At 52.3% G+C, this 25,664-nt stretch carries 27 protein-coding genes; 12 read left to right on the top strand and 15 right to left on the bottom strand.

Annotated features, from left to right (window positions below):
• Nucleotides 1-17: 17 nt before the first annotated feature.
• The 12 genes from R2K28_RS16315 to R2K28_RS16370 form a co-directional block, all read right to left on the bottom strand.
• Nucleotides 18-1,136, bottom strand: a complete 1,119-nt coding sequence (locus R2K28_RS16315) for a serine hydrolase domain-containing protein (protein ID WP_316366098.1) — start codon at nt 1,134-1,136, stop codon at nt 18-20.
• 5 nt (nt 1,137-1,141) lie between these two features.
• The gene (locus R2K28_RS16320) at nt 1,142-2,386 is read right to left on the bottom strand and encodes an ABC transporter permease (protein ID WP_316366101.1); all 1,245 of its coding nucleotides are present in this window, start codon (nt 2,384-2,386) and stop codon (nt 1,142-1,144) included.
• The gene (locus tag R2K28_RS16325; protein ID WP_316366103.1) at nt 2,383-3,045 is read right to left on the bottom strand and encodes an ABC transporter ATP-binding protein; all 663 of its coding nucleotides are present in this window, start codon (nt 3,043-3,045) and stop codon (nt 2,383-2,385) included. The genes R2K28_RS16320 and R2K28_RS16325 overlap by 4 nt, the downstream gene beginning before the upstream one ends.
• Nucleotides 3,042-4,118, bottom strand: a complete 1,077-nt coding sequence (locus R2K28_RS16330) for an efflux RND transporter periplasmic adaptor subunit (RefSeq protein ID WP_316366105.1) — start codon at nt 4,116-4,118, stop codon at nt 3,042-3,044. Before R2K28_RS16330 ends, R2K28_RS16325 begins: the two co-directional genes overlap by 4 nt.
• Nucleotides 4,119-4,129: 11 nt before the next feature.
• Nucleotides 4,130-4,939 carry a MipA/OmpV family protein gene (locus tag R2K28_RS16335; RefSeq protein ID WP_316366107.1) on the bottom strand — a complete coding sequence of 270 codons (810 nt, stop codon included), beginning with the start codon at nt 4,937-4,939 and terminating at the stop codon, nt 4,130-4,132.
• A gap of 325 nt (nt 4,940-5,264) precedes the next feature.
• Nucleotides 5,265-5,630 (bottom strand): hypothetical protein, encoded by a 366-nt coding sequence (locus R2K28_RS16340; RefSeq protein ID WP_316366108.1) that lies wholly within the window; start codon nt 5,628-5,630, stop codon nt 5,265-5,267.
• A 58-nt stretch (nt 5,631-5,688) separates the two neighbouring features.
• Nucleotides 5,689-6,147: a DUF4760 domain-containing protein gene (locus tag R2K28_RS16345; RefSeq protein WP_316366110.1), complete on the bottom strand. Its 459-nt coding sequence runs from the start codon at nt 6,145-6,147 to the stop codon at nt 5,689-5,691.
• A 51-nt stretch (nt 6,148-6,198) separates the two neighbouring features.
• Entirely contained in the window at nt 6,199-7,098 is a 900-nt protein-coding gene (locus tag R2K28_RS16350; RefSeq protein WP_316366112.1) for a TIR domain-containing protein, read from the bottom strand.
• An 88-nt stretch (nt 7,099-7,186) separates the two neighbouring features.
• Nucleotides 7,187-8,428 carry a toll/interleukin-1 receptor domain-containing protein gene (locus R2K28_RS16355; protein ID WP_316366114.1) on the bottom strand — a complete coding sequence of 414 codons (1,242 nt, stop codon included), beginning with the start codon at nt 8,426-8,428 and terminating at the stop codon, nt 7,187-7,189.
• A 117-nt stretch (nt 8,429-8,545) separates the two neighbouring features.
• The gene (locus R2K28_RS16360; protein WP_316366115.1) at nt 8,546-9,415 is read right to left on the bottom strand and encodes an IS3 family transposase; all 870 of its coding nucleotides are present in this window, start codon (nt 9,413-9,415) and stop codon (nt 8,546-8,548) included.
• Complete coding sequence (locus tag R2K28_RS16365; RefSeq protein WP_316366117.1) at nt 9,412-9,612, bottom strand: transposase; 201 nt, start codon at nt 9,610-9,612, stop codon at nt 9,412-9,414. The genes R2K28_RS16360 and R2K28_RS16365 overlap by 4 nt, the downstream gene beginning before the upstream one ends.
• A gap of 236 nt (nt 9,613-9,848) precedes the next feature.
• Complete coding sequence (locus R2K28_RS16370) at nt 9,849-11,117, bottom strand: diguanylate cyclase (RefSeq protein WP_316366119.1); 1,269 nt, start codon at nt 11,115-11,117, stop codon at nt 9,849-9,851.
• Between the two features lie 60 nt (nt 11,118-11,177).
• Here R2K28_RS16370 and R2K28_RS16375 point away from each other — a divergent pair, with 60 nt between their 5' ends.
• Nucleotides 11,178-12,338, top strand: a complete 1,161-nt coding sequence (locus R2K28_RS16375) for a hypothetical protein (RefSeq protein ID WP_316366121.1) — start codon at nt 11,178-11,180, stop codon at nt 12,336-12,338.
• A complete protein-coding gene (locus R2K28_RS16380) occupies nt 12,338-12,757 on the top strand; it encodes a hypothetical protein (RefSeq protein WP_316366122.1) in 420 nt (139 codons plus the stop codon). The genes R2K28_RS16375 and R2K28_RS16380 overlap by 1 nt, the downstream gene beginning before the upstream one ends.
• A 247-nt stretch (nt 12,758-13,004) precedes the next feature.
• Here the strand turns inward: R2K28_RS16380 and R2K28_RS16385 are convergent, their stop codons facing one another.
• Entirely contained in the window at nt 13,005-14,606 is a 1,602-nt protein-coding gene (locus tag R2K28_RS16385) for an ATP-binding protein (RefSeq protein WP_316366123.1), read from the bottom strand.
• A gap of 5 nt (nt 14,607-14,611) precedes the next feature.
• Nucleotides 14,612-15,334 carry a response regulator gene (locus R2K28_RS16390; RefSeq protein ID WP_316366125.1) on the bottom strand — a complete coding sequence of 241 codons (723 nt, stop codon included), beginning with the start codon at nt 15,332-15,334 and terminating at the stop codon, nt 14,612-14,614.
• Between the two features lie 465 nt (nt 15,335-15,799).
• On the opposite strand from R2K28_RS16390, the gene R2K28_RS16395 reads away from it, so the two are divergent.
• The 4 genes from R2K28_RS16395 (at nt 15,800) to yacG (ending at nt 19,851) form a co-directional block, all read left to right on the top strand.
• Nucleotides 15,800-17,533, top strand: coding sequence for a DUF3592 domain-containing protein (locus R2K28_RS16395; protein ID WP_316366128.1), 1,734 nt, complete (start codon nt 15,800-15,802; stop codon nt 17,531-17,533).
• A 169-nt stretch (nt 17,534-17,702) separates the two neighbouring features.
• Nucleotides 17,703-18,713 (top strand): dihydroorotate dehydrogenase-like protein, encoded by a 1,011-nt coding sequence (locus tag R2K28_RS16400; RefSeq protein WP_316366130.1) that lies wholly within the window; start codon nt 17,703-17,705, stop codon nt 18,711-18,713.
• A 174-nt stretch (nt 18,714-18,887) separates the two neighbouring features.
• Nucleotides 18,888-19,655: a cell division protein ZapD gene (gene zapD, locus R2K28_RS16405; RefSeq protein WP_316366132.1), complete on the top strand. Its 768-nt coding sequence runs from the start codon at nt 18,888-18,890 to the stop codon at nt 19,653-19,655.
• A 4-nt stretch (nt 19,656-19,659) separates the two neighbouring features.
• Nucleotides 19,660-19,851: a DNA gyrase inhibitor YacG gene (gene yacG, locus R2K28_RS16410; protein WP_316366133.1), complete on the top strand. Its 192-nt coding sequence runs from the start codon at nt 19,660-19,662 to the stop codon at nt 19,849-19,851.
• On the opposite strand, the gene R2K28_RS16415 is transcribed toward yacG, so the two are convergent.
• Nucleotides 19,848-20,510 (bottom strand): hypothetical protein, encoded by a 663-nt coding sequence (locus R2K28_RS16415; RefSeq protein ID WP_316366135.1) that lies wholly within the window; start codon nt 20,508-20,510, stop codon nt 19,848-19,850. The genes yacG and R2K28_RS16415 overlap by 4 nt on opposite strands.
• Nucleotides 20,511-20,769: 259 nt before the next feature.
• On the opposite strand from R2K28_RS16415, the gene R2K28_RS16420 reads away from it, so the two are divergent.
• The 6 genes from R2K28_RS16420 to R2K28_RS16445 all read left to right on the top strand — a co-directional run bounded on the left by R2K28_RS16420 (nt 20,770) and on the right by R2K28_RS16445 (nt 25,609).
• A complete protein-coding gene (locus tag R2K28_RS16420; RefSeq protein ID WP_316366137.1) occupies nt 20,770-21,141 on the top strand; it encodes a thioredoxin family protein in 372 nt (123 codons plus the stop codon).
• Entirely contained in the window at nt 21,141-21,779 is a 639-nt protein-coding gene (locus R2K28_RS16425) for an MBL fold metallo-hydrolase (RefSeq protein WP_316366139.1), read from the top strand. Before R2K28_RS16420 ends, R2K28_RS16425 begins: the two co-directional genes overlap by 1 nt.
• A gap of 205 nt (nt 21,780-21,984) precedes the next feature.
• Entirely contained in the window at nt 21,985-24,030 is a 2,046-nt protein-coding gene (locus tag R2K28_RS16430) for a ribonucleoside triphosphate reductase (protein WP_316366141.1), read from the top strand.
• Complete coding sequence (gene nrdD / locus R2K28_RS16435) at nt 24,014-24,199, top strand: anaerobic ribonucleoside-triphosphate reductase (RefSeq protein ID WP_316366143.1); 186 nt, start codon at nt 24,014-24,016, stop codon at nt 24,197-24,199. Before R2K28_RS16430 ends, nrdD begins: the two co-directional genes overlap by 17 nt.
• Before the next feature lie 21 nt (nt 24,200-24,220).
• Nucleotides 24,221-24,847, top strand: coding sequence for an anaerobic ribonucleoside-triphosphate reductase activating protein (locus tag R2K28_RS16440; RefSeq protein WP_316366145.1), 627 nt, complete (start codon nt 24,221-24,223; stop codon nt 24,845-24,847).
• A 291-nt stretch (nt 24,848-25,138) separates the two neighbouring features.
• Nucleotides 25,139-25,609 (top strand): NapC/NirT family cytochrome c, encoded by a 471-nt coding sequence (locus R2K28_RS16445; protein ID WP_335342914.1) that lies wholly within the window; start codon nt 25,139-25,141, stop codon nt 25,607-25,609.
• The last annotated feature ends 55 nt before the right edge of the window (nt 25,610-25,664 follow it).

The raw sequence follows: 25,664 nt of genomic DNA on the forward strand, positions 1-25,664 counted from the left end.
GGAACCAGTCTCAGAAATCACATCCAGAACATCCACCACAGTTTGAAATACTTTTTTATAATCTTTTTGGAAATCCAGGTTATTCCTTTTACGGCCGGAGCCGTACCTGAATTGGTCATGACGACAAACGCAAAGTCAGAGTCGGGAAAGAGCATGGTTGCGCAGTAAAAGGTACCGGCGCTGCCATCCAACATTGAATAACGCTCACCCCAAGCGCTTGCATTTACCACACCGAAGGAGAATCCCCGTTGGCGATAGTGAATCGTCTGGTAGGTGCCGGCGGCAAGATAGTTGTCTTTGCCCATTAATCCCTGCAGGTGAAGTTGGACATAGCTTGCATAGTCCAAGGGTTTCAGACTAAGGTCGCCGGCGGGGGCGATGATGTCAGGAAGCCTGTATTCATGTTCCGGAGAGAGGGCCTTCAGCGTGCCGTCGATCTCCGCGTGACCCCAGGGCTGATTCCTGTGGTGCTTATTCGGCCAACCGAATATGACCGGCAGCTGCAGATCACGGGAAAGGGTTTGCTGGACCAACTCCTCCCAGGTCAATCCCGTAACCTGTTCCAGCATGGCTGCAGCCATGGTGTAACTTGCATTCGAGTAGAGATGTTTAAAACCATGCCTGGATCTCTTTGCAGCCGGTTTCTGTCGTATCAGATAGGCTATAAAATCCTCTCTTGATCTGGACACCGTTGCATCTAATCCGGAGTACTCTTCACCAGCCGTAAACGGGATGATGCCGGCTTGACACAGCAACAGATCCTCCAGGGTAATAGTGAGATATTCATTTCTGGACAGCGCCTTCAAGTCTGGATAGAGATCGAAGAATCGCGTATCCCAGCTTAGTTTTGCTTGCTCGATCAATCTGCCGGCCATTACAGCCAGGACCGATTTTGTGCAGGAGCCGATATGAAAATAGTCATCCAGGGTGGCACTGCTGTTCGAGCCCACTACCCTTTCACCTTGGATATCCGCGATAAGCATTCGCTCCGAGTCCATGACGACTACCGCCATGGCGGGGATACTGTTTTCGTGCCTTGCCTGCTCGATGAAATCGGTGACATCCTCTTTCAGCAGATACCGACTCTTCTCATTGCGGTTAATACTAGCAACAGATATATCGTGTCGAATTCCCATAATGTCTAGTCTCTCCGTAACGCTTCAACCGGTAAAAAACCCGCGGCACGTTGTGCCGGATAGTAGCCGGAAGCCAAACCCACCAGTACCGAGACCAGGAGACCGACCAGGACCCCCGTGGTCGTCGGAATGAGTGGAAAGCCGGTAACAAGATCGAGCAGGCCACCCAGGATCAGGCCGATAGTGAGACCGGCAAAGCCTCCGATGACGCTGATCAGCACCGCCTCCGCCAGGAACTGGAAGAGGATCTGCCGGCGGGTTGCCCCGACCGCCATCCTCACCCCGATCTCGCGGATCCGCTCCACCACCGCGGTGCTCATGATCCCCGCCACACCGATTCCGCCCACCAGCAGGGAGGTGGAGGCCGCCACTATCCCCATGGCGGTGATCCCGCCGAGGATGCGGTCCACCGTCTTCAGATAGGAGGCGAGGGTCACCTGGGTATATTGGTAGGCGCCCCGATGGCGTCGCTGCAACACCTGCGTCAATTGCGCCGTGGCCCTTTCCGCTTCCACCAAAGATACCGCCTCGGCCTGCAGGTAACTGATCTGCCGATTGCCGTTCATCTGCTGCACCACCGTATAGGGCAGCAGAATACGATTGTTGGCATCATCGCCACCCTCGGAGCCGATACTGGCAAGCAGGTCCCGGCTCTTATATTGCAGCACCCCGATCACCCGGTATTTTCTGCCGCCGATACGCAGGTGTCGACCGATGACACGCTCCGCTTGCGGGTAGAGATCCTTGGCCACGGTCTCGCCGATCAACACCACCGGCCTGCGCCCGCTGATATCCTTTTTCCTGAATCCCCGCCCCTGTTTCAAACGATCGTTGTTGATGCTGAGAAAATCCGCGTTCACACCCTTGATGTCCGCATTGCTATAGCGGTTGCCCCACTGGATGATGGCATCCTTCTGCAGCAGCAACACCGGACTGAGACGTCGCACCGAGGGACAGCAGTCGCCGCCCAGCACCGCCAGATCCTGTTCCACCAGCCCGGACCCCAGGCGCACCCGCCGGTTCGGGTCCTTGTCGTTATAGTCGCGAACGATCCACACCGAACGCAGGCCGAAGGTCTCCAGCTCCTTCATGACAAAGGCCTTGCCACCGCTGCTCACGGCACTCACCGTCATTACCGCGGCGATGCCGATGGCGATGCCCACCACGCTCAGCAGGGAGCGCAGACGATTCTCCCTGAGCGCCCGCAACGCCTCCTTGATCAGTTCCATGGAGATCCGCAAGCCCTTCATGACTGGATCGCTCCATCACGCAGTTTCACCACCCGGTCGGCACACTCGCCAACCGCCTGGTCGTGGGTCACCATCAACAGGGTATGCCCCTCCGTATGCAGGTTTTTGAACAGGGACATCACCTGCTCGCTGTTGCGGCTGTCCAGGGCGCCGGTCGGCTCATCCGCGATCAACAGGGAGGGCCGATTCACCAGGGCCCGGGCGATCGCCACCCGCTGCTGCTGGCCGCCGGAGAGCTGATTCGGCAGATGCGAAGCCCGGTCTGCCATACCCACATGTTCCAGAGCAGACATGGCCCGTTGTTCGCGATCTATGCCAGTGACCCCTTGGTAGAGGAGCGGCAGGGCGACATTCTCCAGGGCGGTTCGGGTTGGAATAAGGTTGAAGGATTGAAAGATGAACCCGATATAGCGCGCCCTCAGCCGGGCCAGCCGGTGGGGGATGGCGTGGTCCACCGCCTCTCCGCTGAGCAGGTAGTGGCCGCGGTCCGCCACATCGAGACAACCGATGATATTGAGCAGGGTGCTCTTGCCCGAACCTGAAGGCCCCATGATGGCGACGAACTCGCCCCGGGCAACCGCCAGGTCCACGTCGCGAACAACCGCCAACTCCACCCCGGCCCGCCAGTAGGACTTACACAGACCACGGATATCGATCATGGCTCACCCCCTGCACTGACCCGCAATCCCGTCTCGAGACTCTCCCCATCCAGACGCACCACCCGCATACCTGCATCAAGGCCGCCCTTGACCTCCACATGGGTGTCGCTCTCCAAGCCGGTTTCGATGCCTTGATAACGCACCCGTCCCGCATCGATCAGTGCCACCTCAAACCCATCATCCCTCTCCTGCAGGGCGGCAAACGGCACTCGCAACACCCCCTGACGTCGATCCACCGCAATCTCCAGGTCAAGCTGCTGACCGAGCAGTAACGGGGGTGGATCTTCACCCAGCTCAAGCCTGACCCGAAAGGTGTTGAGTCGTTTGTCCTTCTCCCGCTCCACACTGGGACCGATCCAACGGATAGTGGAGCGCCATGCCAGCCCCGGAAAGGCGTCACAGCGAATCAATACCGACTGGCCGATTTTCACCCGTCCACTGTCCACCGCATCCACATGGGCCTCGATCTCCCAATGGTCCAGGGCCACCAGGGTAAAGAGTTGGGTACCCGCCTCCACCCACTGCCCTGCTTCTGTGGATTTGGCGGTCACGATCGCATCGAAGGGAGCACGTACCTGTTGCCACTCCTGGGCCACATCCGCCAGGCTCAGATCGGCCTTGGCCACCTCCCAGGCAGCGCTGGCCGCCTCCCAATCGAGCTTCGCCTGCTCCAGCTGCTCGGTGGAGACAGCCCCCTTGGCCGCGAGTTTTTTGAGACGCTGATAACCCATCTGCTCTTCACGCCGACGCACATCCTCCTGGCGCAGAAAGGCCTTGGCCCGTTGCCGGCTTGCCGCGGCCGCCCGGTTATCCATGGCGGCCAGCACCTGTCCGGATGCCACTCTCGCACCCAGCACGGTTTCGACACGCTTAACCTGACCGTCCACCAGGGCGGTCAGGGCAACCTGGCGATCGTTGATCACCTCACCCGTCACCCGGATCACCAGCTCGAGGTCACCCCGCTCCACGGGAACGGTCTCAACCTCCATGGACTGCTCTCTTAGACTCAGGTAGGCAAAGGAGAGCAGTGTCGACCCGGCAAGCAGCGCGATTAAGGTGCGCGAAGCTTTCATCGTCATCGGCCTCAGAAGGTGTAACTCAGTCCGAGGTGGCCGCCAACCAGATTCGCTTCATCGACTATCGGGCTGTCGCTGATCCCGTCCCCGAGGCGACCCATACCGACACCGCCGATCAGGTTGATCTTTTGATCGAAGGCATATTCGAACTCGATGCCCGCGAAGGGCGTCAGCGTAGAATCCGCCTCGTAGACCGCGCGACTGGCAGTCGCCTCGTCGGCATCGACCCCGAAGTAGTAGTCGTTAAGATCGCTGCTCTGCCAGCTCACCCCCATCTCCGGACGCAAGGTCCATTGGCCATGCTTGAGGGGATAGGCATAGCTGAGAATCACCTCCTGGCCATCGGAGGTGTCGCTCACATCCGCCAGCAGCTGGGCATTCAACTCACCGAAACCAGTCTGCCAACGGGCCGTGACACCCACATCGAAACCGGGATCCCGATCGTCCAAACCCTCCAGTTCATCATTGTCTTCCGGATAGAGTCCCATGGCGCGAATCCGTCCTACCAGGTCGATGTTGTATTCATCGGCTTTAACGACGCTATAACCCAGACCGCCAAAGTTGGTCGAGCCGTTGAAAAATGAGAGTCCGGGGTTGCCGAGATTGGCGTAGAAACGTTCACCCTTATAGGCAAGCATCGGAATCAATGCGGCAACGTTATCCTCGCCCACGAACGGATTCTTACCACCGGCGACGTTCGCGCCGACCCGCCACTCGCCCGCTGAAACCTGTTGTACGGTCAATGACAAAACTGTTGCGACTGCGATGGTTGAAAGGGCATGTTTGATAGCTCGACTATTGTGTCCTGAAGTCATCATCTCTTCTCCACTGTTGTTCCAATTGATGACTTCAGCTTAAGGGGTGACGGCGGCGGCGTCTGTGGTGGGCTTGTTAGGGATTGTATCGGGATGTAACAGAGTGCTGGGTTATGTATTAAGCGATGCGGGCCAGATTATCCAGATCTTGTGGCATTCAACTTAGCTCCACAGGTCCGTAGTGCGACCATAGCTGTCATGAAGACTTCTTTGTGGTTCTTCTCAGTAGCAGACATTAACCCCTTGCTCTGCTGCATTTTTGGAGTGGATGCTTTTGTGCTATCAAGCACAAAAGAAGCAACGGAAAAATGTCAACAGGAGCAATTTGTTAAGTATTGATACTCTGTATGTATTCTTCATATACGTCATCATCGATCACCACACCTCTATTACCACCATATAGCCGATCATGTTGATCCTTTCTGGGACCTGAAATCCAAAAATGGTTTCCAGACTCTACCTCAAAATAGTTTGCCTTGTAACCACTACCTTTAAGGCTTTGAAATTGTTGACCACGGTAATAAAGCGTTTTCCCAGACTTAGAGAGGTATACCCTACCTATGCGAGCATCGCCTTCCAAACCTTCCGACTTATCTTCAATATACATTATTTTCGAACGTGACAATTTGAATTCCAACGGAAGCTCTTCTCCGTCAAAACTTCGTTCTTCTGGTTTTCCCTGATGTCTACTCATAGTGATACTTAACAGCTTTATTAACGAGACCCCGTGTCTCGTTATACATTTTTAGGGCCTAGCACCCGAATTGCTCAGAAAACTTCTCGAGCTTTGCATAGATCTCTTTGCGCCCCTGTTCGTGGCGATACTGCCTGATGTACGGCTCACAAAGATAAAATGTCCTTTTCATCAAGCCGCCTCGCAAGTGAAGAAGGGTCTTCTTGTCAATCACTCCCAACTCGCTTAGGGCGCAAAGTGATTCATAGTAATTGAGCATCAAGAAAATCGGTTTTTCAATTTCTGGTGTGATCCCTTCCTTGGATATCTTGGCATTTTTATTGATTAGGTTATTAATCAAGTAATCTGCTTCAGCTAAGTGCTTTACGGTCTTAGTTTGGCTGAGTATAGAGGCTGTGTGGTTAATTTTCTCTGAACGGAAATTGCTCTTTTGATTCACAAGCCAGGTTGTGAATGCGATGAGGATGGATGCTGAGGTTAGCAGATGCCCCAGGTTTTCGATTATCCAAGTAGACATGAATCGACTTTATTTGCCCTAACAGCTTTATTAACGAGACCCCGTGTCTCGTTATACATTTTTATGTTCTAAGTCTATTCCGAATATTTCGTCGCCGAGCAGCATGCTCCCATTCTGTGTGGCTTTGCTCCATATTCGGGCAGTATCCGCATCGATCGTTTTTGTTACCTCATCCATCTCGCGCCTCATCTCTTCAAACTGTGAACGCCCATATCTGCATTGGACTAGCAACCTGGCTAATGGTGGGTCAATCTTCACAACCTCATTTATTAGGCCATCATTTCTTAGCTTACTTGCGGTTCGTATCAAGTTAGCGAATGCAAACACCAAATCTTCCACTGCTTTTTGATCTGGGCCTACCCCTCTTACGTATGATTGAAAGGTAGATGTTCTTACGAGGGTAAGTACTTCTTTTATCAACTCCCGGTCAGATCTAACATCAATCTCATCTTGTTCTTCAATCTTCAAGGCTTTTACAACATCTGCTTCGAGATCTGGCCACCATTTTTCGAACAATTTTCTAAGGACGTCATGTGGCAGACTTTCTTCATCCAACTCCTCGTTTAAATCACTAATAAGTTGCCAGATATCTTCTTTGGAGAAGTTGGCACCTTGGAATTGGGAAAGCGGCCCCCTCAAATCTGTAGGCTCTATCTCGAAAAGAAGTGGGCAAACCCTGGAAGCACCAACCTTCTTAGAAAGAGCTCCCGCTTCAAACATTATCCAAGGTGCAGTTGTATTGGTGGATGTAATGAAAATTATTCCTGTTGATGACCTCTCAAGGTTAGATGCTACCGAATCATTCCACCGGGTCCCTTTAGATATATCTTCAGGTGAATAATACGTCTCTATCCTTTGAATTACGGAAGGCAACCATCCATCAAAAACCTTCGCTAGTTGTTTGCTCTTCTCTCCTGACCAGCTAAGAAAAACTCCAATCGATTCAGGCATAATTAATCCCTTGTTTTTGGTACATAACGGCAGCGATCACCGGACATGAAACCGCACAGCGGTTGAATGGTCCGCGTGTATGGCATTGTTAGATTCTCGAAATTGCAACTTGGTAAGACCTTAACAAGATATCGAGAAACTGTTTATATTGACCTGAAAGTATTTCGAGTTCCTCATTGACACCTCTTTCATTCTGGTTTTCTATGGCAACAAATAGACTTTGTCTTGATTTGTAATATTGTTGGAACAATCCCAGAACTGATTCTTTGTCTGATGACTCAGAACAAATGCTCATAAGGTTATTTGTATCAAGGAATCCGCGCCGAGACGTCACTTTCTCATAACTAATTATTTTCTTACGAAGGTCAGTTAGTAGTTCAACAGAATTGTCCTCGTTACCTTCATTGAAAACTCTGAGAAATGGCTCAATGACACGATAGCGAAACTCAAACGCATTGTTGACGAGTGACTGAATCAGGACAATATTGGAGGGTGTACTTGGTGGAAGCCTATCCTCTTTCTGCTCTAGGAAAAGAATCCGAAAGCGCTTCGAACTTCCCGTTAAAGCCATGCTTGTATATAGTACAGGTCGGTAGACACGGTCATTGGTAGTAGCTCTAAATTGCAACTCAAGTACGCCGGGCGAACGAGCATTTCGTGCTCTATAGATTGCTCGACCTAACTCTTCGAGCCATTCCGTCTGACCCAAGGATTTGAGATATTTGTATAAATCAATCCACAGAATTGATTCTTCAGAAAATTCGAACAGTAACCTTGTACTTGGACCTGAGACTATCGTTTCTGGTGGGAGAAAATCGCCTTCGTTTTCTGCGATATCTTCCATCTCTATATCAAGGTACGGTACGAAGAGATCAATCGTACCGGGTTGATCGGAGGATACTTTCCGGAGCCCCGTTCTCCGACTTTCGTCCACTCCAGCCAACCCCGCAAGATCTTCTTTTGCTTCGCGCTCGCCTGATTCATCTAGCAATACTCTTACAGACTCTCGAACTTTGATGATTTCAGCGTGCCTTAAGTTCTTTAGATCCCACTCCATTAAGTCCGCAGTGTTAAGTTGCCGAAATTGGAACGGGATGCGGCACTTCTGGATTTGAACAGGCACGAGGATGCCTCTTTCCAGTCCTTCTGATGATTCGGTTTCCACCCAATGTGATTCACAAGATGTCAATGACCAGATAACGACGACGCAACGCGCATCGGCCAACTCCTGGTCGATTCTTCGAAAAACCCTCTGACCGATGGCAAGCTTCCTATCCCACCAAACAGACCATCCGTCGTCTTCGAGAATGCTGGAGAGTCTCTCGGCCACCTCCACATCCTGAGAACCGTAACTTATGAATATGTCCGCCATTTTTGAAAAGACCTACGCTACCCATTAGGTGTGTTATTGAATAATTGATCCTACCCACAAAAAGTAGACATTAAATTATGCACACTGAGCATAGTAGTCTTCTTCAAATTGCCTTGGGCTTTTATAATCGATAGTTGAGTGCCGTCGGACACTGTTGTAGAACAGTTCGATATATTCAAATACGCATGCATAAGCATCTTCCTTGGTTAGAAATCTCTCTGCATAGATCGACTCCACCTTCATTCTCGCAAAGAAAGATTCGACTGCAGCATTGTCCCAGCAGTTACCTTTTCGACTCATACTAGGCCGTATACCTTGTTCATACAACTTTCCTTGATACTCAGATGAGCGATACTGAACACCCCTGTCTGAGTGAAGAATGAGCCCAGGCTTTACGTTGCGGTGTGCTTTTGCCATCTCAAAGGCCTCTATGATCAATTCCGTTGTCATCGACGTGTCCAGTGCCCAGCCGATAATCTGTCGTGAGAAAAGGTCCATGACCACCGCTAGATAAACAAAGCCATGCTCCAGCTTGATATAGGTAATATCCGATACCCATTTCTCATCCGGGGTGCTGGCACTGAAGTTTCGCCCAAGCAGATTCTCGCTGACATGATTGATGGCATTACCCGATGGATAAAATTTGAAATGCTTGCCATTACGGGCCTTTAAGCCGGATTCTGCCATCAATCTGGCAACATGGTTGAGGCTACAGGGAATACCTGCTTCATTCAGCTCCAGCCTGATGCGTGGCGCCCCATAGCGCTTTTTGAACTGCTCAAATACCAAAATCACGGCCTGGCGCACCTGCTCACGACGTAATGCCTGCTCGCTCGGCTGGCGATTACGCCACTTGTAGTAGCCCGATCGACTCACACCCAGCCATGCACACATCTTGTGTATCGCATGCTGGCCCCGCAGAGATTCTACATAGGCGTACTTCACCGATTTTGATTCGAGAAGTACGCCGCTGCTTTTTTTAGGAAATCGCGCTCCTCCTTGAGATCGGCGATCTCGCGCTTTAATTTGCGGATTTCCTCACTCTCCTGTTTCGAATAATCGACTCCGTTCATGTTATTAAACTGTTTCTCAGATAGACGTTTATATTGGCGTCTCCAATTATAGATCAGATAAGGGGACACGCATAAGATAATAATTTAACTATCAATCGCCTTAAAATTCTAATCCTAATTCATGGCAGCATTCCCTGCTGCGGTTAATCCATTGATATACAGCGGGTTGGCAATATTTATTCGGGTGTCCCCGTATTTGTCTATTAAAAACTTATAATCAGGTAATTCACTGTTTACAAATTTTACCTAAAATTGCCAATATTAAAATCGCCCTGTCTGGGTTCAGTTTGCGATAAGATTTTTTATTAACGTTTATCCACCGCAATCTGATTTCGACCTTTATTTTTGGCTTTATAAAGGCACTGGTCAGCCCTCTTCATTAGTCCTTCCTGAGTGTCACCTTCAATTCCATACGATATACCGAAACTAGCAGTGACCTTGCCTGCCTCTCCAAAATCGTGTCGCTCAATCGTTGCTCTTAAGCGCTCTGCATTCTTTATTGCCTGTTCGAGACCGACATCCGGCATTACGATGATGAATTCTTCACCGCCCCAGCGCCCAATAAAATCCTGCACGCGAGTATATTGTTTAAGAATCATAGAGAACTCGCGCAATACATGGTCACCATACAGGTGACCATATCGGTCATTTATGGACTTAAAATGATCAATGTCTGCGATAATCACGACTAGTTGGCAACTAACCTCGCGGGAATGCATTAATTGTCTTCGCAGGTATTCATCGCTGTGGGTCCTGTTACTCAGCTGCGTCAATTTGTCGGTTATCGAAAGTTTCTGGATCTTGGAATAATCGTTCTCCAGAGTCTCTGACAGCTTATTAAACCAGTGAATTAAATACCCCAATTCATCCTTATTCGGATGCTCAAGACGGCGACTGAAGTCCGGGCGCCCTTCGGCCAGCGCCTTCATTCTATCGATTACCTGCGCAAAACTTCGCTTCGTTGATAGGGATATAATCGTTGTGACAGAAACCATTATTATCAGCAGAAGTATGGCAACTCCGGTGCCCCACACCAGTAACTGATTGAGTTTGTAATTTGAGTGTTCGATCGCTTGTATTAAGTGTTGTTTGATCTGCTCGTTTTGGCGTTTCAGATGAATTGAAGTGAGATTGCTATATCGTTCCACTGATTGGATTAATGTTTCGTGCGATGAGAGTTCACGGTCATCTTTCAGTAAGGCGAGAGAAAGCGTTAGAGCGTTGGAGTAATACAGGTTGAAGTCGATTCTCAATTGACTGGTGAAGGCCGGGTCTAAAACCTCAAACGCATTGGCAAGTTGGTCGATATTTAAATTTATCTGGTCTTTATATTCATGTGTGTATGAGACCCATTCCTGTTCACCTGCCAAGACGGCATCTTTAAATTGCACAACAATCAGTTTAAACAAACGCGAGTTTTCGTTTGAAAGCTCAAGCAAGGACAGGTACTTTTCGCTAATACCTTCAATTTGTCTATTATTGTCAGTATACTCAAATAAGCCATAAATGATCAGTCCGGTATAGAGCGAAAGACCGAGAAATGGCGTAACCAACATTTTCTGAAATATCGTCATTGAATTGTTATTTTTCCTGATCGATTGCTAACATGCCGCTTCGATAACCAGTATTTATTCATGAATAACAAGCATTTAAATAAAGCGGGGTATATTAGCGCCTTGAGGATAGGCCTTTGTTTTCTATTATCAGGATTGGTTTGCTCTAACCTTAGTGCAAATGAAAATCGCTGGCAAGACGCACTGACTATCGATGGTTTCTATACGCTGGACCTGACCTATACCGACGAAGCAATCCCGGTAATCTCGAATGGCAATATTCCACGTGTGCTTGATGCGAAGGAGTCAACTTTAAAGAGCTCAGTTTTCGGACTGCAGGTCGAATTGGAGATATCGTCTGATCTGAGCGCCTTTGTGCAGGGCTCCACGTTTTATGACCAACATAACGAATTCGACAAGTCGCTGGACTGGGCCTATCTAAGTTACGATCTCGGCAATAACTACGATATCCGTCTAGGTATGTTTTTAGTTCCATTTCTGCAGGGAACAGAGCTTAAAAGTGTTAGCTATTCACGCCTCTGGGCACGTCCCCTAGTACCTGGCTCCGGCGCAGGTGGTTTCATCGATAACCGGGGTATAGAGCTCATCAAGCGCGTCCCGTTGAAAGATTCATTCCTGAGTCTCCAATTCAGTCTGGGTGAACCGGAGCATCAAAGTTCGAACGTAGACGGCGAACTTCTAAGCCTGGTTGCGATTAAATATGAAGGGAGGGATTTCTGGGTGAGAGGTGCGCTTGCGCATGCAGGCTATGAAGTCTCTACACCACTTGGCCAAATGATTGACGATAATGCCAGCTCTAACATGATCAGCATAGAAACCGAAATACGGTTTCGGGATGTTGTTGTCAATGCAGGGTTAAGCGATTCTGACGCAGAAATCAGCCCAGATGATATGTTGTCTTATTTGTCGATCGCTTATCCGATGGGCTCTTTTACACCTTATATTTTGGCAGTACGTGCAAGCCAGCATTTTGAGGCCTTTACAGCCCCCGCACCACCGAGTTCCGCACCTCCTCCCCCTGGTGGTGCGCCACCTTCTCAACGGATTGGAGACAATGACCGTGAGACTTTAGGCATTGGGTTTCGCTATGATTTGGGTGGAAACTATTCACTTAAGGCCCAGGCAGAACGCATCGAAATTATCGATGAATCAGACCCGCTTCGCGGTCGCGTAGAAAGTGAAGCTAACGTATTTACCGTTTTGCTGGAAGGGGTCTTCTGATGAAACGGTTAATGCTTCTGATCCTGTTATGCCATGTATCACTACTTCAGGCCGATATTGCGATCGTGGTGCCAGCCAATTCCCCAATCAACGCACTCAGCAAAAAGGAAGTTTCGAATTTGTTTCTCTCCAGGACAAATAGATTGGCCAATGGCAAGAAAGCAAATCTAATCCAAATCCGCGATCATCGATTGCGAGATACGTTCTACCGCCTCATCTCCAGTAAAACACCGACACAGCTTAAATCTTACTGGACCATGCTGATCTTTTCAGGCAAGGGCAAACCACCAAAATCCTTCTCTAGAAAACAGGATATGTTTGATTATATGAAGCGGCACGCAACTGCAATTTCGTATTTGGAGAGCAGCGAAGTCACACCGGAGCTGAAAGTAGTTCACCGATTCCCATTATCAGACTAAATTCATGATTGATGTGGCACGCCCTTGTAACCCGATCATGGCATGAACTTTCGTTGAGGTGGCATCGGATAACTTCCACGCAATAGTTTCGGCATCCTTTTCACTGTTCCATAAAAACTGTTGATAAAGTCTTATGGGTATTCCCCAATCCATTCCCTGATCCTGCAGATATGCCAGTGTCAACTTGCGATCGGATTCTGGCCAGTCGGCCAGTTACCCGGGCATCAAGCAAGTGAATCCGGCGTTTTTACTCTTTGAGGTTCTCAGTGGCTTGCTCAGGCCAAGCAATAATAAACCGGGCACCCCCCAAGCCTGAGTTCTCGACCCACACCCTGCCGTCGTGCCAACGGGCGATCTGATTGACAATGGCGAGTCCAAGACCGACACCCCCCGACTCCCGATCGCGGGCGCTGTCAAGGCGGGCGAAGGGTTCGAAGATGCGCTCCCTCTCCTCTTCTGGCACCCCCGTCCCATCATCCTCCACGACAATGCTCGCTTCCCCATTACCACAATCCCCGCGCAACACGATCTTTGAAGCGGCGTGCCGGTGAGCATTCCGCAACAGATTCTTCACCGCCCGCCCCATCAATCGGCTATCCAGGTTCACAACAGTATCAACGGTGTCGACTGAACATTCGCAGACGATGCGTTGCGTCGGCAGTGACTCCTCCAGATCGATCAACAACTCGTTTAACCAATCATTGAGATTGACCGGCTCCAGCACCAGCTCGGGGCGCTCCCGATCGAGCCTGGAGTAGCTTAGGGATTCGCTGACCAGTTCCTCCAACTCCTGGATATCCTTGCGCATGGCACTGATGTGGCGCTCACGGTCACCCTCGCGCAGGGGCTCCTCCAACATATCCACCCTGAAGCGCAACCGCGCGATGGGGGTTCGCAATTCATGGGAGACGGCACCGGTGAGTTCCCGATGGGAGTGGATCAGGCGTTGCAGGCGATCGGCCATGGTGTTGAATGCATCCGCCAATGGTTTCAGGGCCGAACGGCGCCTGACCAGCAGGCGGGTGTCCAGGTCACCGGCCCCCAATTCCCGCACACCCCGATCGATGCGGGTGAGATCCCGCCACACCGGGCGTACCCAGACGTATACCGCAAGGGCGATCAACAGCGCCAGGAGAAAATAGAGGATAGGATTGAAGTAGCGTATCAGGGGCGGCAGGGGAAAGGGACCGGCGCGGAACACCTGGTCGGATTCTCCCAGACGTTTATAGTAGGTCTCCTTCATCTCCTCCAGACCCAGGATGACAGTCTTCCCCGCCTCGATGTCTACCAATCGATCCTGGGGCAGCGCCGGATCATCGATGCTGAACAACGACAAGGGCATATCGAATATCCTGTCCAGCTCCATCAGCACAGTGGGCCAATCCGCGGGTTCCCTGGCCAGGAACTTTGCCTCGATCAGGTAGACTATACCCGCCACCTGATCCCGCTCCTCCTGCTCCGGGTTGGGGCCCAGCACCATCATCAGATACTGGTCGGAGTCGAATACACGTCTGAAGAACCGGGTCTGCTCCACCTCTTCGAGGAAGATCAGCTCTCCCGTCTGCACGATGCGCTTCTGCTTTTCGGAAGCCTCGATCCGATCCAGGGTGTAGAGTCCCAATCCATAATGAAAGTGGGGTTCCAGATCGCGGATAACCTCCTCCCAGCTGGATGGGGGTTTGCCCTGCAAGCGATTCTCCACAAGCTCATAGGCCCCGAGCATGGCCCGTTCATAGTAGCGTTTCACGGTGCCGTGCAGAACCAGGTCGGGAAACCAGTTCAGGCTGGCGAAAAAGAAGGCGATGGTAATGAAGAGTACCCCATACAGGGTGATGTAGAGTCGGGCCATGGGGATCAGTCCCAGGCATCCGGTACGAACAGATAACCCCGGCCACGTACGGTCTTGATGCGATAGGGGTGGTTGGCATCGTCGCCGAGTTTGCGCCGCAACCTGGAGATGCCGATATCCACCGAGCGGTCGAGGCCGTCGTAACCGAAACCGCGCAGGGTCTTCAAGGCACTGTCCCGATTCACCACCTTGCCTGCCTTTGTAGCCAACAGCCAGAGCAGATCGAACTCCCCGGTGGAGAGCTCTACCTCCTGTTCATCGATGCTCACTGCGCGCGCACTGGCATCGATAAGCAGGGTACCGAAATGCAGCTGGTCATCATCCTGAGGGTTGTGCTCGCTGTGTCGAAAGCGGCGCAACAGGGAGCGGAGCCTTGCCAGCAGGACCCTCGGTTCCACCGGCTTGGTCAGATAGTCATCGGCGCCCAGTTCGAGACCGACGATCTCATCCACATCCTCGTCCCGGGCGGTGAACATCACGATCGGGCCCGGATACTCCGCACGCAGCTCCCTGCAGATATCCAACCCGTCCCGACCCGGCAGATTCAGATCCAGCACCAGGACATCAGGATGCTGCTCCCGCACCCGCGCCGGAGCGGTATCGCCACGGTGTTCCAGGCTCACCTCGAACTCATAGCGCTGCAGATACTCCTGCACCAGTTCGGCAAGCTCCACATCGTCCTCGACCAGCAGGATCCTTGCGGGTCCCGATTCGGTATTGATCTGCATCGAATGCCTCACACCAGATAAATCCCATGCCTTATCATCATTGCACCATCCTTGATTACACGTCTATCTAAACCACAACAGCGTAAGCATCCTGCCAACTCTACATTAGCATGATCAGGGTGTTCTGCCTGTTACCGCAGGTATTGCTCTGTAACAGAATGTAGCCAGCCCTGCTGCTGCGCTTAGGCAATCAATAGCGGCGAGGAGCTGCAGACCTAGCATCCGAAAGCTGAAAATACGGGGATTGTCCCGTTAACACACCTTTGCACCGGTAACCGGCATAAATGCCCCTCTCCCTTGATGGGAGAGGGTGAGCAATATCCGAAATTCCTCTCAACAGTACCAGCCGATGGCCGATGAAATAATAACGTTTTCGCAGAATCAGGCTGAGTAACATTGGAAACACTATGTTTCCTATAATCTATGCGACGCAATTGATAGCGGCTATTCGGTACAGGCAGGGCGATGAGAAAAGAAAAACGTATACGCAGCTGGCTTCTGGCAATATTTGGCCTGCCCTTTTTTGCCATTGGTCTCTTCTTTATTTATAAAACGGCGGTCTCTGTTTTTGATGCTGTGCAGATGGCCTCCTGGGAACAAGCCCAGGGTAGCCTGATCTCGGCAGAGGTGAGCCACCATCGTTCAGACGACACTACCACTTACCAAGCCGAGGCCCGCTATCGCTATCAGGTGAATGGGGTCAAATATTCCGGTGACCGGGTGGCGATACACGGCGGCAGTGACAATATCGGCGACTTTCAGCAACAACTTGGCCGCCAGCTTCAAAAGTTATATCACAAACAACAACCGGTGCCGGTCTACTACGATCCCTCAGATCCCAACCAGGCGGTGCTTAACCGTGACTTACGTTGGGGCATGATCGGCTTCAACACCATCTTCATCATCGTATTTGGCGGCGCCGGTCTGGGCCTGATCCTATTCGGCCTGCGCGGCAAGCGTGTCATCGATACACCGGAGGCTAAACAGAAACCCTGGCTGGCACGCCCCGAGTGGGCCGATAACCGCATCCTTTCTGGGGCCCGTCTTGGGATGTATCTGTTCTGGGGTTTCACCATCTTTTGGAATGCCCTGAGTATCCCGGCCGCCATTGCCGTACCGGAAGTTTGGCGCAAGGAGGGCGCCCTGGCGCTGTTGATCCTGCTCTTCCCCCTGATTGGCATGGGGCTCTTATACTGGACTGTGAAACAGACCCTGGAGTGGCGCCGTTTTGGCTATACCCCGCTGACCCTGGATCCCTTTCCCGGCTCAATCGGGGGTGACGTGGGTGGCGAGATCCAGATTGATCTACCTTATGTGTCCGATCTGGTCTGTGAGGTGACCCTGAGTTGCATCTACAGTTATGTCACCGGCAGTGGTAAGAACCGTTCCCGTAGTGAAGAGGTGAAGTGGCAAGACAGCGGATACGCCCAGGTGGAGCCGGCAGCCCGGGGGATGCGATTGGGTTTTCGCTTCAGCGTGCCGGAGGGTCTAAACCCCAGCGAGGAGGAGACGGGTAACCACTATTTCTGGCGTCTGAATATCAAGGCGGAACAGCCGGGGATCGATCTGGATCGCTCTTACACCATACCGGTCTATGCCACCGCTGAGCAGTCCCGTTTCCTGCATCTGGACTCCGGCAAGGAGACGCCCCGCGGCATGCCCGAATTGACCGCCGAAATGGTGCTGCCACTGCGTCGCAACGGCATGCTGCAGGAGCTCTACTACCCGATGCTGCGCCAACCGGTGCTATCCACTGTGTTCACGGTGGTTGGTGTGGTCTTTGCCATTGCCGGTGTGGTGCTGTGGGGTAAGGCGGCGCAAGAGGGTGGGATGCTCTACTTCATGGGAGGCATATTCACCTTTCTGGGTAGCATGGTGGCGCTGGCTGGCCTCTACACTGCCTTGAACAGCCTCTACATAGCCTGGGATGGCAGACAAGTGGTGACCATTCGGCGCCTGCTGGGTATCACTATCCGCTGGAAGAATGCCCGCTACCATGAACTGCGTAACATAGAGTTTAAGAAGGGTTCCACATCGACCCAGCGCGGTAACACCCATAAGATCGAATATCACGTCATAGCACAGACCACAAAAGGGAAGATAGTATTGGCGGAGAATCTGGACTCACACAGCAAGGCGAAACTGGTAACGGAGTTTTTCCGCGAGCAGTTCAATCTGCATGAACAGAGGGAAAACTGAGAATACCGACGCGATTACGCAAGGCGCTCCTTGCTGTACCTGGTTTATGCCCCAACCAAAATGACACCAGATCACTGTAGCCCACTCTGCATCATGCGACTCGAAATTACATAACATGCCATCTACCATGTAAGATGAGCTATACCACTCCACCAGCCGAGAGAATGTTATGGATCTGACAAGCCATTACCTGGGCATGCGGTTGAAAAACCCCCTGGTGCCCTCCGCATCCCCCCTCTCCCGCAGCATCGATGATGCACGCCGCATGGAAGATGCCGGTGCCGCTGCCATAATCATGTATTCCCTGTTCGAGGAGTCCGTCACTCAGGAAGAGGAGACCATGGTGCGTTTTCTCCACCACCAGGAGACCGGCTTCTCCGAGGCGGATGGTTTCCTGCCAGACCATTACGATTTCTCCAATGGTCAGGAGCGCTATCTGGAGAATCTGCGGGGGTTGAAACAGGCCCTGGAGATCCCTGTCATCGCCAGTCTCAACGGCACCACTCCAGGCGGCTGGATTGCCCATGCCCGGGAGATGGAGCAGGCGGGCGCGGATGCACTGGAATTGAACATCTATCAGGTCGCCGCCGACATCACGGTCAGCGGCCGCGAGATCGAACAGCGCTATATCGAACTGCTCAAGCAGCTGAAACAGCAGGTTTCCATACCCATCAACATGAAACTCTCACCGGCCTTCAGCGCCATGGCGAACATGGTGAAACAGCTGGAATTGGCGGGCGCCAGCGGCGTTTCACTGTTCAACCGCTTCTATCAGCCCGACATCAACATCGATAATCTGCGTCTCACCTCCAGCCTGCAGACCTCCACATCCGCTGAATCCTTGCTGGCGATGCGCTGGATAGCCATCCTGCATGGCCGCACCCTGCTCTCGCTCGGGGCCACCGGTGGTGTACATACCCCGGAGGATGCCATCAAGCTGCTGTTGGCCGGCGCCGATGTGGTCCACCTCTGCAGCCTGCTGCTGGAACAGGGTCCCAAGGCAATCCAGCCCATCATTGCAGGTATCGAGGCATGGATGGAAGAGCAGGGATTCGAATCGGTCGAGGAGATTCGCGGCAGGGTCAGTCAGATCAGTGTTGCCGATCCCAGCGCGTTCGAGCGGATAAACTATGTGAATATAATAGACGGCTTCACTGTCAGTCCCGGCGTGCGTGGTTAAATATCTGTAGTTGCAAACCCGATAACAAAAGCGACCATTAATACGCTCGAGGTTAGCAGTAATCCTCAAGCCCTGACATAATAATGACAAATAAATCCGGGACGCTGCGGCAGCGTCACAGTGGTATTCGAATATTCTTTTTACTTTCAACAGCTAATGGATAACAGATCTCTCGTGACCGATTTGATTCACTTTGAGCATCCGTTGAACGAAAGGATTCGCACCTTTCTTCGACTCGAACATCTGTTTCTGCATGTGGATCATTTCCGCCCGATGGCTGACATCTGGAGTAACCGGGCCGCCATAGACGGCCTGCTGAGTATCATCACCATCTTCAGCCGCTCCGACCTGAAGACCGAGATTCTCAAGGAGTTGGAGCGCCACACAGCGAACCTTGAACGGGTACGCCAGCAACCGGGCGTCGACATGCAGGCGTTGGGACAGGTATTGGATGATCTGGAACAGGCGATTCATCAGGTATATCGCATGGATGGCCAGATTGCCCGCAAGCTGCGCAGTAATGAATTTCTCACCGCTATTTTGCAGCGCAGCAGCATCCCGGGAGGGGGCTGCAATTTCGATCTGCCCCAGTACCACCACTGGTTGAACCAGTCCCACGAGTTACGCCAAAACCAGATGAGCGAATGGATGCATGAGCTGCACCCGGTGCGTGAGGCCGTGGTACTGCTATTGAATCTGGTACGCGCCAGCAACCTTCCGACCCAGGAGCTGGCCACGCAGGGATTCTTCCAGAAAACCCTCGATAGCTCATCTCCGGCCCAGTTGATTCGCGTCGGACTCCCCAGAAATACGGCAACCTTCACCGAGATCAGCGGTAACAAGCACCGCTTCAGCATCCGCTTCCTGGAGGTTGGGGAAACCAGTAAACCCGTGCAAACCACGCAAGATGTGGATTTCCAGCTAACCGCCTGTATCTTTTAACACCATGTGCAGCAGCCAGCAGCGAACCGTCCCATGCCCCACATGCGGTAAACCTGTCGTCTGGTCAGAGGGCTCACCCTGGCGCCCTTTCTGTAGTGAACGCTGTCGTCTCATCGACCTGGGAGACTGGTTTGATGAGAATCACCGTATCTCGGAACCCCTGGAAGACCACTCCGAGGATGAGACGAGTAATTAAGAGAGGTGTTGAGCAACCTGCTGGCATAACTGATCAGCCTCCTGTCGCCAGGCATTGAGCTGATCACTCTGCATATCCATATTTTTCAACAATGACTTAACCTGCTCGCAGTGCCATTGGGCCTGATGGAGTTGTCTGCCCTCTAATAACCGTTTCCCTTCACGCAAATGATAGCTGTAGAGGGTTTCGGTTCGCCGTACGACGATCATCTCCAGCAACTGCCCCTTCTCCTGATCGTCTATGGCTACCAGCAGCCTGTCCTCCTTCAGCAGCCACTCGATCTCGCCAATCAGGCGGGAAAAGCGCTCCACATTCTGTTCACTCATAGGGCCAGAGGCCGGGCTTGCAACTACCTGTTCAAGCGCATGCTGCGCCTGGGCAATCATCTCGTTGATCCCCTTATAGCGGGCATGCACACCTTTCACCGCGTGCAAGCGGGCAATGATATCGCGGCGTAAAACCCGCTCCAGCTCAACCGGTACTGGCAATCCGACCATGCGCCTGATAAGCCCATCGATCTCTGCCACCCGCTTCAGGATGCGCTGCACATGCTGTCGGCGCTCTTCCACGAAGGCATGATAGCGGTGAGCAACACTCGCCAATATCAAGGTGAGGGCCAATAACCCCCCAACGGCAAAGATAATCGTCATCTGATCCATCTAACAACCCATTCGTTCGCAAGGGACGAGTCTTTCAGTGAACCGCTCCCAGCGCCAAACAACCCTCTGTCTGGCTCATAATCTGCCTGACAGGGGAACCCTGCAGACCATGCCGATGAGGGAACATATCGTCAGACGTTGGAAAACTGATAACCTTTTATTCAATAATACGGTTAGAATCAGATTGACATTGTATCTGGCCTGCATGAAAAAACCATAAACGGATCTTGAACCTGTACACACGGGGTAGACTATTGCTATGTCCTGGGTAATGATCATACTGCTGTTGGTTGCAAGTTTTCTCATACTTGTGCCCCTGTTCAGCTACATGTCTGCAAAGCGCCTGGTAGGCAAGAAGATAATCAGCAATCTAAGCAACAACCGGATGCTCTATTTCTATAGTGAAAACTGTCCGCCTTGCCGCACCATGACCCCGATCATCGAGCGTTTGGCAAAACAGCACGACGGCATTGTGAAAGTGGATGTGCGCAAGGATCCCGAAACCGGCAGACAATTCAATATCAGGGCAACACCCACCCTGGTGTTGATGAAAGACAGTGTGGTCACCGATGTGGCACTTGGCGCAAAAACAGAATCACAGCTTATATCTCTGTTACAGAAGATAACCTGATGCACTACAAGATCATCCCAGTCACCCCCTTTCAGCAGAACTGCACCCTATTCTGGTGCGACAAGACCCAGCATGCGGCTATCATCGATCCGGGGGGTGACACCCAACAGGTGGTGAGTCAACTCGACGCCCTCGATCTCATACCGGAATGCATCCTGCTCACCCATGGCCATCTCGATCATGCCGGCGGTGCCAATGAACTGGCTCAACGTCTAAGCCTGCCGATTGTGGGACCGCACCGTGATGACGCCTACCTGCTGGATAATATGCAGCAACAGACCGCCATGTTCGGATTTGGCGAGGGTACAAACTGCATACCGGACCAATGGCTCGACCAGGGTGATGAAATCACCATTGGGGAGGAGCGCCTGGAGGTCTTTCACTGCCCCGGTCACACCCCGGGACACATAATCTTCTTTCATCGAGCCACACAAATTGCCCAGGTCGGTGACGTACTGTTCAACGGTTCCATCGGGCGCACCGATTTCCCCCGTGGCGATTACGCTACGCTCATCCAATCCATCCGAGGTCGACTTTGGCCCCTGGGCAATGAAGTCAGGTTCATTCCCGGACATGGCCCGGAATCGACCTTCGCTGAAGAGCGCCGCAGCAATCCCTTTGTCTGCGATGGTTGCTAGTGTAACGCCCCCAAACACTTAGGGTTATTTATCAACACCCATTTCTAACTTGTTGAATCAACAATAAGCTCTCATCTGAAAAAGATTTGAAGGGCAATTGACTTGAGTCAAAGAATCGCCTTGTAAACACAACATATAGTGTTTTACTTCATATACATTCCTACATCTAGTAGATAAAGCTAAATTACCTGGAGGGTCGCAGGTCATGCATGCCCACGCCTTGAAGAGAGAATCCTGGTTACCCATTAAAGTCACCAAGCGTAATGGCACTGAGGTGGAATTCAATCGGGTGAAGATAGAAAACGCCATCCTCAAGGCGGGTGAAGCCAGCGGTGAATTCAGCAGCGAAGAGGCCGGACTCCTGACCGCCCATGTGATCAAGGTATTGAGCCATACCGGTTATCGCGAACAGACCCCGGGTATCGAACGTATCCAGGATATCGTCGAGCAAGTGTTGATCAGTGCCAACCACCTGAAAACAGCCCGTGCCTATATCGTCTATCGTGAACAACACAAAAAGCTGAGGGAGGACCGCCGTACCCTGCTGGATGTGAGCGCCTCGGTAACCGAATATCTGCAGCGCACCGACTGGCGGGTATCGGCCAATGCGAACCAAGGCTACTCCCTGGGTGGGTTGATACTCAATGCCTCCGGCAAGATGATCGCCAACTACTGGCTGAATCACGTCTATCCCCCGGAAATCGGCGAAGCGCACCGATTGGGGGAGATCCACATCCACGACCTGGACATGTTGGCCGGCTACTGCGCAGGCTGGTCCCTGCGCACCCTGTTGCATGAAGGTTTGAACGGGGTACCCGGCAAGGTGGAGTCGGGCCCGCCCAAGCACATGAACAGCGCCGTCGGTCAGATAGTCAATTTTCTCGGTACCCTGCAGAACGAGTGGGCCGGGGCCCAGGCCTTCAGCTCATTCGATACCTACATGGCACCCTTCGTGCGCAAAGACAGGCTCAGCTATGAGCAGGTCTACCAGGCCATACAGGAGCTGATATATAACCTGAATGTGCCCTCACGCTGGGGAACCCAGACCCCGTTCACCAACCTGACCTTCGACTGGGTCTGTCCCGAGGACCTGCGCCACCAGGTCCCCGTCGTCGCTGGCCAGGAGATGCCTTTCTGCTACGGCGACCTGCAACTCGAGATGGACCTCATCAACCGTGCCTATATCGAGGTGATGACCGCCGGGGATGCGAAAGGCCGGGTCTTCACCTTCCCCATACCGACCTACAACATCACCCCCGATTTCCCTTGGGAGAGTGAAAACGCCAGGCGGCTGTTCAGGATGACCGCAAAATATGGCCTGCCCTATTTCCAGAACTTTCTCAATTCCGAGTTGAGCCCGAATATGGTCCGCTCCATGTGCTGCCGTCTACAGCTCGATTTGCGCGAACTGCAAAAACGTGGAAATGGGCTCTTCGGATCGGCTGAACAGACCGGCTCCTTGGGTGTGGTGACCCTCAATTGCGCGCGGCTGGGGTATCTCTATCCCGGGGATGAGGCGGCCCTGATGGTGCGGCTGGATGAGCTCCTGAGGCTGGCCCGCAACAGTCTCGAGATCAAACGCAAAGTGATCCAACGCCACATGGACGCCGGTCTTTTCCCCTATACAAAGCGCTATCTCGGTACCCTGAGGAACCACTTCTCCACCCTTGGGGTGAATGGCATCAACGAGATGATCCGCAATTTCACCCATGACCGGGAGGATATCGCCACAGCCGAAGGTGCGGCGTTCGCAATGCGCTTCCTCGACCATATTCGTCACACCCTGGTGGCATTTCAGGAAGAGACGGGCAATCTCTACAACCTGGAGGCGACCCCCGCAGAGGGGACCACATACCGCTTCGCCAAGGAGGACAGAAAGCGCTATCCAGACATACTCCAGGCGGGGAGTATCGATAGACCCTACTACACCAACTCATCCCAGCTCCCAGTGGGTTTTACCGATGATCCCTTCGCCGCCCTGCACCACCAGGAGCCACTGCAGCGTAAATATACTGGCGGTACCGTGCTGCACCTCTACATGAACGAACATATCAGCAGCGAAGAGGCCTGCGCAAAACTGGTTAAACGGGCACTGGAGAACTTCCGCATCCCCTATATGACCGTCACCCCCACATTCTCCATCTGCCCGCGACACGGCTATATCAGTGGTGAACACGAATTCTGCCCCAAATGCGATCAGGAACTCATCCTGCGCAAACAACAGGAGATCAACCATGCACCTAAGCATTGAACTAAAAGACGAAGAACGCACCCGGTGTGAAATCTGGACACGTGTGATGGGCTACCACCGCCCCATCTCCGCATTCAATCCCGGCAAACAGGCGGAGCACGCGGAACGCCGCTATTTCACTCAGGCCCAGATGTCAGGCTCGATCCATTCCCCTGTAGACGACGCATAACAGGCCATTATGAGTTAAACCATGCCAGGCGAGGGACTCCAGGTTGGGGGGCTTACCCCCATCACCACCATCGACTACCCCGACAATCTTTCAGCCGTGATCTTTTGTCAGGGATGTCCCATGCGTTGCCACTACTGTCATAATCGCCAACTGCAGCCGAGGCTGACCGATAACCCTATGTCGTGGAAGGATATTATCGACTTTCTCACTACCCGTATCGGTTTGCTGGATGCGGTTGTATTCAGCGGCGGTGAACCGACACTGCAGCGATCCATCGGAAAGGCTATTGAGGAGATCAAAAGACTGGGATATCGAGTCGGACTGCATACGGCCGGCATCTATCCTCAACGCTTCGAGCAACTGCTCTCCATGATTGACTGGGTAGGATTGGATATCAAGGCGCTGGCGGCAGATTATCCCTCACTGACCGGAATAACCAATTCCGGGGAGTCTGCCTGGCATTCCGCCCGCCTGTTGGTGGCCAGCGGCGTGGCATACGAAATACGCACCACCCTCTATCCCGGCATAGACAATCCCGAGTACAAGCATCGCCTGCAAGGGGAACTCATGCGCCTGGGTGAGATCAATCACAGGTGGCAGCCCTACCGGCAATTGCCAGGGAATGACCCGACCCAGCGGCTGGGATAGGACTAAATTAGTTCCTACTAATAATTTCACATGCAATTGTTTACATGGTATTTTTTGCATTGACATTCGACTTGACGTAACATCCTCCAGTCTAGAAAAAATACCCTGTATGCAGCAAAATTGATGGGGTAGCAAAAAACGACACTGGGGAAGCTGACAACTTTCCTTGGATAATATTGAGGGTGGAGTATGTTCAAAGAGCGTGCTGGCTACAGATCCGCGGGTAAAATATCTATAATTTTAGCGGGCATTATTTTCATTGGTGGCATCATATTCTCTGGCCTGTTCAGCATGGGCCTTGCCTACACTAATGAGATGGAGTTTTGTACATCCTGTCACTCTATGAAAGTCAATCTTGAAGAGTATAAAGAGACTCTGCACTATAAGAATGCTTCGGGTGTACAGGCTACCTGTTCGGATTGCCATGTACCGAAACCCTTTATCCCGAAGATGATCGCCAAGGTCATGGCTGCCAAGGATGTGTATCATGAGATCATGGGCACTATAGACACCAGGGAAAAGTATGAGGCCCACCGTTGGGATATGGCGACAAGGGTTTGGGAAAAGATGCGCGCTTCAGACTCCCGTGAGTGCCGCTCCTGCCATGAGTTTACCAATATGGACCTGAGTGAGCAGGATCGCAGCGCCCGCAAACGCCACCCGAAGGCAATGGACGAGGGCAAGGCCTGTATCGATTGCCATAAAGGTGTCGCACACGAGGAACCGGATGAGCCAGAAGAAGAAGAAACTGATGAGTCTTGACCGGTCTGAAAACTGCTTTGCAATAATTTAACGGCTTCTCTTAGATGAAATATGA

Source organism: Candidatus Thiodiazotropha sp. CDECU1, assembly GCF_963455295.1.
In the GTDB taxonomy this organism is placed as follows: Bacteria; Pseudomonadota; Gammaproteobacteria; order Chromatiales; family Chromatiaceae; genus Thiodiazotropha.

Excerpts from the sequence above, each read along its gene's own strand:
- R2K28_RS16395 (WP_316366128.1), top strand. The coding sequence starts at position 15,800 with ATGAGAAAAGAAAAACGTATACGCAGCTGGCTTCTGGCAATATTTGGC.
- R2K28_RS16330 (WP_316366105.1), bottom strand. The coding sequence starts at position 4,118 with ATGAAAGCTTCGCGCACCTTAATCGCGCTGCTTGCCGGGTCGACACTG.
- R2K28_RS16400 (WP_316366130.1), top strand. The coding sequence starts at position 17,703 with ATGGATCTGACAAGCCATTACCTGGGCATGCGGTTGAAAAACCCCCTG.
- R2K28_RS16380 (WP_316366122.1), top strand. The coding sequence starts at position 12,338 with ATGAAACGGTTAATGCTTCTGATCCTGTTATGCCATGTATCACTACTT.
- R2K28_RS16415 (WP_316366135.1), bottom strand. The coding sequence starts at position 20,510 with ATGGATCAGATGACGATTATCTTTGCCGTTGGGGGGTTATTGGCCCTC.
- R2K28_RS16390 (WP_316366125.1), bottom strand. The coding sequence starts at position 15,334 with ATGCAGATCAATACCGAATCGGGACCCGCAAGGATCCTGCTGGTCGAG.
- nrdD (WP_316366143.1), top strand. The coding sequence starts at position 24,014 with ATGCACCTAAGCATTGAACTAAAAGACGAAGAACGCACCCGGTGTGAA.
- R2K28_RS16315 (WP_316366098.1), bottom strand. The coding sequence starts at position 1,136 with ATGGGAATTCGACACGATATATCTGTTGCTAGTATTAACCGCAATGAG.
- R2K28_RS16335 (WP_316366107.1), bottom strand. The coding sequence starts at position 4,939 with ATGATGACTTCAGGACACAATAGTCGAGCTATCAAACATGCCCTTTCA.
- R2K28_RS16385 (WP_316366123.1), bottom strand. The coding sequence starts at position 14,606 with ATGGCCCGACTCTACATCACCCTGTATGGGGTACTCTTCATTACCATC.
- R2K28_RS16325 (WP_316366103.1), bottom strand. The coding sequence starts at position 3,045 with ATGATCGATATCCGTGGTCTGTGTAAGTCCTACTGGCGGGCCGGGGTG.
- R2K28_RS16425 (WP_316366139.1), top strand. The coding sequence starts at position 21,141 with ATGCACTACAAGATCATCCCAGTCACCCCCTTTCAGCAGAACTGCACC.
- yacG (WP_316366133.1), top strand. The coding sequence starts at position 19,660 with ATGTGCAGCAGCCAGCAGCGAACCGTCCCATGCCCCACATGCGGTAAA.
- R2K28_RS16320 (WP_316366101.1), bottom strand. The coding sequence starts at position 2,386 with ATGAAGGGCTTGCGGATCTCCATGGAACTGATCAAGGAGGCGTTGCGG.
- R2K28_RS16375 (WP_316366121.1), top strand. The coding sequence starts at position 11,178 with ATGAATAACAAGCATTTAAATAAAGCGGGGTATATTAGCGCCTTGAGG.
- R2K28_RS16370 (WP_316366119.1), bottom strand. The coding sequence starts at position 11,117 with ATGACGATATTTCAGAAAATGTTGGTTACGCCATTTCTCGGTCTTTCG.
- R2K28_RS16340 (WP_316366108.1), bottom strand. The coding sequence starts at position 5,630 with ATGAGTAGACATCAGGGAAAACCAGAAGAACGAAGTTTTGACGGAGAA.
- R2K28_RS16345 (WP_316366110.1), bottom strand. The coding sequence starts at position 6,147 with ATGTCTACTTGGATAATCGAAAACCTGGGGCATCTGCTAACCTCAGCA.
- R2K28_RS16420 (WP_316366137.1), top strand. The coding sequence starts at position 20,770 with ATGTCCTGGGTAATGATCATACTGCTGTTGGTTGCAAGTTTTCTCATA.
- R2K28_RS16440 (WP_316366145.1), top strand. The coding sequence starts at position 24,221 with ATGCCAGGCGAGGGACTCCAGGTTGGGGGGCTTACCCCCATCACCACC.
- R2K28_RS16430 (WP_316366141.1), top strand. The coding sequence starts at position 21,985 with ATGCATGCCCACGCCTTGAAGAGAGAATCCTGGTTACCCATTAAAGTC.
- R2K28_RS16350 (WP_316366112.1), bottom strand. The coding sequence starts at position 7,098 with ATGCCTGAATCGATTGGAGTTTTTCTTAGCTGGTCAGGAGAGAAGAGC.
- R2K28_RS16445 (WP_335342914.1), top strand. The coding sequence starts at position 25,139 with ATGGGCCTTGCCTACACTAATGAGATGGAGTTTTGTACATCCTGTCAC.